Origin of the sequence: Ruminiclostridium cellobioparum DSM 1351 = ATCC 15832 (assembly GCF_000621505.1) — a bacterium.
Lineage (GTDB): Bacteria > Bacillota > Clostridia > Acetivibrionales > DSM-1351 > Ruminiclostridium > Ruminiclostridium cellobioparum.
Genome location: NZ_JHYD01000031.1, coordinates 100,407 through 106,643 on the forward strand (window position 1 = coordinate 100,407; position 6,237 = coordinate 106,643).

The 6,237-nt window shown below is 40.0% G+C and carries 5 protein-coding genes; all 5 read right to left on the bottom strand.

All coding sequences use genetic code 11. The annotated features are described in order from the left end of the window. Window positions 1–81: 81 nt before the first annotated feature. The 5 genes from T344_RS0112695 to T344_RS0112720 all read right to left on the bottom strand — a co-directional run bounded on the left by T344_RS0112695 (window position 82) and on the right by T344_RS0112720 (window position 6,095). Window positions 82–1,290 (bottom strand): SHOCT-like domain-containing protein, encoded by a 1,209-nt coding sequence (locus T344_RS0112695; protein ID WP_004625473.1) that lies wholly within the window; start codon window positions 1,288–1,290, stop codon window positions 82–84. Window positions 1,291–1,322: 32 nt separating this feature from the next. After that, window positions 1,323–1,691 (bottom strand): DUF2089 domain-containing protein, encoded by a 369-nt coding sequence (locus tag T344_RS0112700; protein WP_004625631.1) that lies wholly within the window; start codon window positions 1,689–1,691, stop codon window positions 1,323–1,325. Window positions 1,692–2,252: 561 nt separating this feature from the next. Further along, window positions 2,253–2,501: a hypothetical protein gene (locus T344_RS0112710; protein WP_027629029.1), complete on the bottom strand. Its 249-nt coding sequence runs from the start codon at window positions 2,499–2,501 to the stop codon at window positions 2,253–2,255. Between the two features lie 848 nt (window positions 2,502–3,349). Continuing rightward, a complete protein-coding gene (locus tag T344_RS0112715; RefSeq protein ID WP_027629030.1) occupies window positions 3,350–5,404 on the bottom strand; it encodes a CotH kinase family protein in 2,055 nt (684 codons plus the stop codon). A 19-nt stretch (window positions 5,405–5,423) separates the two neighbouring features. Then, window positions 5,424–6,095, bottom strand: a complete 672-nt coding sequence (locus tag T344_RS0112720) for a DUF4956 domain-containing protein (RefSeq protein WP_027629031.1) — start codon at window positions 6,093–6,095, stop codon at window positions 5,424–5,426. Between the last annotated feature and the right edge of the window lie 142 nt (window positions 6,096–6,237).

Here is a 6,237-nt window from a genome sequence, read left to right on the forward strand (position 1 = left end):
TTCTTTTTGGGGTTTTCTATATAAATTTATATCACGTAAGCAATTAAGGTTGTATTAGTAACCTTCTATAGTTTATAGCTGTTACTTAACTATTTCAATTTGTCCGTTCATGGTTTCGCCGGTAATATTAACCCTGTTGACTCCGGTTTCATAATCTCTGCTCTCAGCTTCAACGAAGCTTCCTGTAACACCCTTGCGGTTTACATTATGATATACTATTTCAGGAATAAGCAGGTTGATGGAACCGTTGCTGGCATGGGCCTTTACCTTGTAAACCCTGTTGTCCATATCGTTCATATTTACCTTGATACCGCCGTTGGAGGTCTTGAGGTACATGCTCATATCTTCACTGTCATCAACATTTTGGGCATTTTCGATATTGATTCTGCCGTTTATGGTTACGGCGCTTACATCTCTGACTTTTATGTGTTTTATATCTATAACGGCGTTGCTTGTATTGATATCGATTTTATTCCCAATGATATAATTCATCTGGACTCTGCCGTTCTTTGTAGTAACCGATACATTGTCACTGTTTACACCCATCAGCTCAATATGAGCATTTTTTGTAGTGGCTGTCACTTCCTGGGAAAGCGAATCTTCGATATAAATCTTACCGTTGGAATTTTCAATCCTTATGGCATTGAATTTAACATCGGGAACAAATACCTCATGAGAAACACTTGCATTTAAAGCCGTACTGTTAACTTTTATTGAAATGTTTGAGGGATCCTCTACAAAGCTTACAATACCTTCGCCTGTGGGTGACGTGCTCTTTATCCTTGATATGATCATTACTTTGGGATCAAGGTGCTTTTTTATTGTTATGCTCCCGTTTATTCCCGAGATTTCAAGATTTGCTCCTTCAGCAGGAATAACTTCATAATTCTTTTGAACTGTCTGCAGGCTTCCGAATACATTGAAGGAATTTGTATCCACAAAGCTTCCTACATAATCTATAACCTTGTCAACTATTCCGGCTGTGGTGCTGGCCACGTTCTTACCAAACTTTTCAGCCTTGTTTGCGAAATCATCGATCATGTTGTCGAAATCTGCCTGATTATAATTGGTTTTGAACTCTTTCTTCCATTCATTTACTCTTTCTCTCACCTTTGCAGCTTCATCTGCAAAACCGTTTGCTTTATTATTTCTTCTATAATTGAAATTTTCGGCATTTTCCCTTTTGGGTTCATCTTCAAGTGCTGCCAAAAGCTTTGCAGCTTCTTCGGTGGATATTTTCTTCTCTTCCACCATTTTTAATATCAGTAATCTTTCTTCGCTAATAGACATTGTTAAATTCCCTCCTATTTCACCCGCATTTATTATTCCTTCATTTGGCTTAATGCTTCTTCAACACTTAATTCACCGGCATTGAGTTTATCGAGAATTTCCTTTCTTCTTCCGGGAACTTCAGGTACAGGCTCACCCTTGTGGCCAAGTGCCGACGCTACATCCTCCAGCTTGTTTTTGACTGTAGGATATGAAACACCAAGCTCCTTTTCAACTTCCTTTATGTTACCTCTGCATTTTATAAACACATCCAAAAAATTTCTTTGGTCAGTAGTTAGTTTACAAAATTTGCATAGCGAAAAGTGTCCCTCTATAACCGTATCACAACTGTTACAGGTTATCCTTGTTACCTCTGTTTCACTCCCGCAAACCGGGCACTTGCCGATAGCTTCTCTTGCCATAAAATCACCTCTTAAAAATTTAGAAATATTCATTAATTGTTAATCTTTAATTCTTTTGTATAAGAAATTAATTTTTTTAATCACTTGTTTAATATTATTAAGTCTATAGATATATAATATTCCCATTCTCATAAATTGTCAACACTTTTATTTAAATATTTTTAATCAATTAATTAATTTTTATAATCTATTAATTAATTATATTAATTTCTCAATTAAATACAGCTTAACCCTGAATATAATAATTAGTGGAAAATTAGTTGAATACGCGGAAAAATAAATTCTACAGCAGAAATATGGGTATATGTCGTAAATGGTAGAAATTAAAAATTTTCATCCTCTCTAGAATAAAGGGAGTATCAAATGGCATAATCTGAAAGGTAAATGTTATTTTAGTGTTGATAACATCAATATTTAAGTCCCAAAAATCTATTAAGTATACTCTCACAGCTTTATACATCAAAAATCCCTCAGGCTAGTCTACCCAAGGGATAAATAATTTCGGGAATGCAGTATTACTTTTTCATTTGGATTTATTACCGGAGAAACCGTATAATTTCTTTAAGGTCCAGGATCTGGACCAACAAAAACAATCTCATCGCCAATCATATAGAAATTAAATATATTATCATTACTATATTGCTTATCAGCAAGAATGGCTTCTCTCTTTTTTTCAGTATCTTCATAACCTTGATAAGAGAAAACAGTACCCAACTTGCCTCTGTACTCTTCGTACTTCTCTTCAGAATTTATTAAAAACCCTTTTCCAGAGTCCGAGCCCGATCCGTCCCATTTTGGATTAACCGCCATTCTGTCTACTGTAAATTTTTAACTAATCATTGTTTATATAATCTATCAACCACTACGTCTGGCGTGAACATAGCCGGAAAGATTTGCTTCATCAACATAAAACCGTGATGCTACTATAAAAAATAAAAACATGATTACCATAATGATTATAGATATCCATACACTGGGAGAATCTGTTTTGGCTGTGAAAGGACCTGAATTTCCCACCAGGTTGCTTGTACCATGCGATATATGTATATTCTTTGTCTAAACTATAATAATGATTTGAATAAGTATATTTTTGGACATCCTCCACTAGTTTTTACAAAGTGGAGAAGGACGGGAAGATAAAGTCTTTTTACGATCAGACCTCAGATTTTTATGATTTTACCAGAAAACCCCATGATAAATTTAAAACCAAACTTTTAAAAGAAATTGATGAAGAGAAAAAGTAATTGTAATATATAAATTATTTTTGATTATGTTGCGCCAATACCTATTTATTTAATTTAACCCGTTCTGCCAATTAAAATTTTATTTTGCTTTATAAATTCAATTAGAATCAACTGGTAACGCGAGGACAACTTCATAAACTAAGGATGCACAGTTAAAAACAATTACGATTAATTGCCGCCGAAGGTAAAGCGGTTTTGCCGGCAAAGCAGCAGGACGCTGCTTTGAGCTTCAAATCGAGACAGGATGTCGAGTTTGAGCGACGGCAAAACCGCTTTAAATGAGGCGATACAATTTTCGTAATTGTTTTTGGTGCATACTTAGTTTATGAAGTTAGTACGGAAGTTACCTGTTGATATAACGATTACACAGTAAGGCAAAATTTAAATCATCCGGCACAACGCGTTAAATTAAAATCAAATGTATTTATTTCTTTTGAACTTCATTGCAAAGCCCAAACCTCCCATCAGAAATACTGCACTTCCCGCTATAATCACAATATTATAGCCTCCAGACTGTCCTCCGGCAGCCTGTTGCCCGGCAGGCCCATTAATTCCGAAGCCGCCCTGTCCCGGGCCTCCCATTCCCCAATTGCCTCCTCCCGGACCATCCGCGCCTTGCTGCATACCGTCAGGAGGCTGTGCTCCCTCCGGCAGCTGGCCATCACCCGGGGGCTGAAATCCGTCAGGGAGCTGCATGCCCTCGGGCAGCTGTACCATTTCGTCCTGCTCATTTCCCGACTGCTGGTTATCAGGCAGTATTTGGTTGCCCTGCTGTGCGTTCTGCTGCTGGTCGCCGGTTTTGGAACTGCCCGGCGGCTGAGCGTTTTGGGTGCTGGAATTATTTTTATCCCTATCCTGCCGGTTCATCCCGCCACGGTCACCTCCGCCTCCCTGTGAGCCCATGATTGAAAGATTTATGGCGGATGCATCCACAAGCTTGCCGCCTGCACCCGACTGTCCGGCTGTTGTAGAAGGAATAGTACCATTTAGCTGCCCCTCTATACTTTGCGCTCTCAGCGTCCCGAATTCCTTAAGCATTGCAACAGCCTCCGTGTATTGCTCGTGGGTATAGAAAGCAGTTGCATCCTTACTGACATATTCTGAAATGAGGGCATTTACAGAGTCTACAGTTTTCTCGAAATAACCGCTGTTGAAATATTCATCCACAATCTGTTTCAGGTATTCGTGGTATTTATCCTTGTATTCTTCCACTTCCAGCAGTTTTGCCAGCATTGGCCTTTCCGACATTTCAACTCCCGATACCGGAGTATCGATGGCAAGGTTTACCGCCGCCTCGGCCGAACCCATTTGAAAACCTCCAAATGCCAGATTATAGTCCCAGGGCAGCATTGTCAGCTTTCCGTCTTTTTCATAAAGGTAATAGTTGTGTTTCATATTGCTGAAATAGCTGTCCATGTTGACCACAACAGTACTTGCCGCCAGATACCTCAATGTTGCATCAACATCTATATATTTCTCTATATCAGTACCGGAGTTAAGGTTTTTCAGCGCCTTGACAACTCTGTTATAATCAGCTGCTGAACCATTGAACACTTCATTGTCAAAGATGTTGGAATAGCTGTCAATTTCATCATCGGTATAGACCAGATCGGTACCACCGCCCGAACCGCCGAACATGCCTCTTCCCATATTTCTCTGTTGTGTATCCTGTTGTTGACCCGGCTGCCGTTCCTGCTGCAATGGGTTCTGCTCCTGTGTATTTTGCTGCTGCGGGACATTTTGCATCACGTTTCCGGTATTTTCCCCGTTATTGTTCTGCCGTGCAGCAGGTGCCGGTCTCTGCCCGGCATTGTTATCCCAGTCACCGCCGCCGCCCATCTCCATACTTTCGGGCTTGTAAATCATTCCGTAATCACTGCCGTAATTACGCTGTGCAAAGGATTCCTCAATTGCCTCGACAGCTATATACAACCCCCAGTCCTTACCGTTGACGGTTACATTGGAATATGCAAAAAGAGGGGACTTGACTCCGATGTAGGTCATGAGGTCATACGACAGGTAATCCTTCATATAGGTGGCATCCGACTGCACATTGTTTATTACCATTTTATCCAGGCCCATAAAGGTCTGTCCCTCAATATAATGGTCAAATTCAAATTTAAAACTGTATCTGTCCGAATCGGAGCTTGCAACGGTTTTAAGACTTGAATTTCCTTTTGGCCTTATTCCCACGGCAGTTATGGTTTGACCGTTTATGGTCAGATTGCAGGAAATGTATTCCTCTTTGGTGGCATTGTCAAGCATATTCTGCCAGTCATCCTCATCCACCTGAATATCGATGGCCGTTATTTTATCCTTATCGAACACCCCTCCTGCATAATCCGGTGCCGATACTGCGGTCTCAGCATTTCCTGCAACTTTGGGAACAGCAGCCAGTATGCCTGTAAAAATTACAGCAAGTATAACTAAACTTATTATTATAATATTGATTTTCCTGCCGGTTATCATAGCAACTCAAACCTCCCACCTATGACATATATTCGCCGTTATAGCTTACCAGAACTGCATTTGACACACCTTCGAGCTGCGATATGCTGTTGACGAATTGAGTTGTCATATCTTTAAGTCTCACTTCCATTGTCAGTTCGATACCTGTTGCCGACACCGCCTTGGATTTGACCAGATATTTGCTGACATTTTTGTCCACCATACCCGTGACCAGCTCCTCGGATTTGTCGTCGGCACAGTTGACTACCAGTATATAAGGATTGTCAGAGCTCTTTTTGTTAACGAAAACTATCATTATTATTCCTATGAAAACCGAACCGAAGACCGAAAGCGGTATTAAACCCGCACCTGTTACAATTCCTGCCGATATGGCCCAGAATAAGAACGCAATGTCCATGGGTTCTTTAATAGCCGATCTGAAACGCACTATGGACAGGGCGCCTACCATTCCCAGCGACAGTATTATATTTGAAGTAACAGCCAGAATTATAAGTGTGGTTATAAGAGTCATTGCCATGAGTGAAACCCCAAAGCTGGCCGAGTACATCACTCCGTTAAAGGTTTTCTTGTAGACATAAAAGATGAAAAGTCCCAGAATAAATGAGAGTCCCAATGCAATAACCATGTCCAATGGTGAAAAGGAGCTTACCTTTTCAATAAAGCTCGATTTGAAAATATCGTTGAATGTCATAATATCCTCCTGAAATTTAATTTATTTATATTAACCTCCATGAGCCGCATTGCGGCCACAAAATGTAATGAAAACTTATATCCTTTATCGCAATGTGGCGAATAAAGGAGGTTAATTGGCCATGTGCGCTTTCAAAGTATTG

Excerpts from the sequence above, each read along its gene's own strand:
- T344_RS0112695 (WP_004625473.1), bottom strand. The coding sequence starts at position 1,290 with ATGTCTATTAGCGAAGAAAGATTACTGATATTAAAAATGGTGGAAGAG.
- T344_RS0112700 (WP_004625631.1), bottom strand. The coding sequence starts at position 1,691 with ATGGCAAGAGAAGCTATCGGCAAGTGCCCGGTTTGCGGGAGTGAAACA.
- T344_RS0112710 (WP_027629029.1), bottom strand. The coding sequence starts at position 2,501 with ATGGCGGTTAATCCAAAATGGGACGGATCGGGCTCGGACTCTGGAAAA.
- T344_RS0112715 (WP_027629030.1), bottom strand. The coding sequence starts at position 5,404 with ATGATAACCGGCAGGAAAATCAATATTATAATAATAAGTTTAGTTATA.
- T344_RS0112720 (WP_027629031.1), bottom strand. The coding sequence starts at position 6,095 with ATGACATTCAACGATATTTTCAAATCGAGCTTTATTGAAAAGGTAAGC.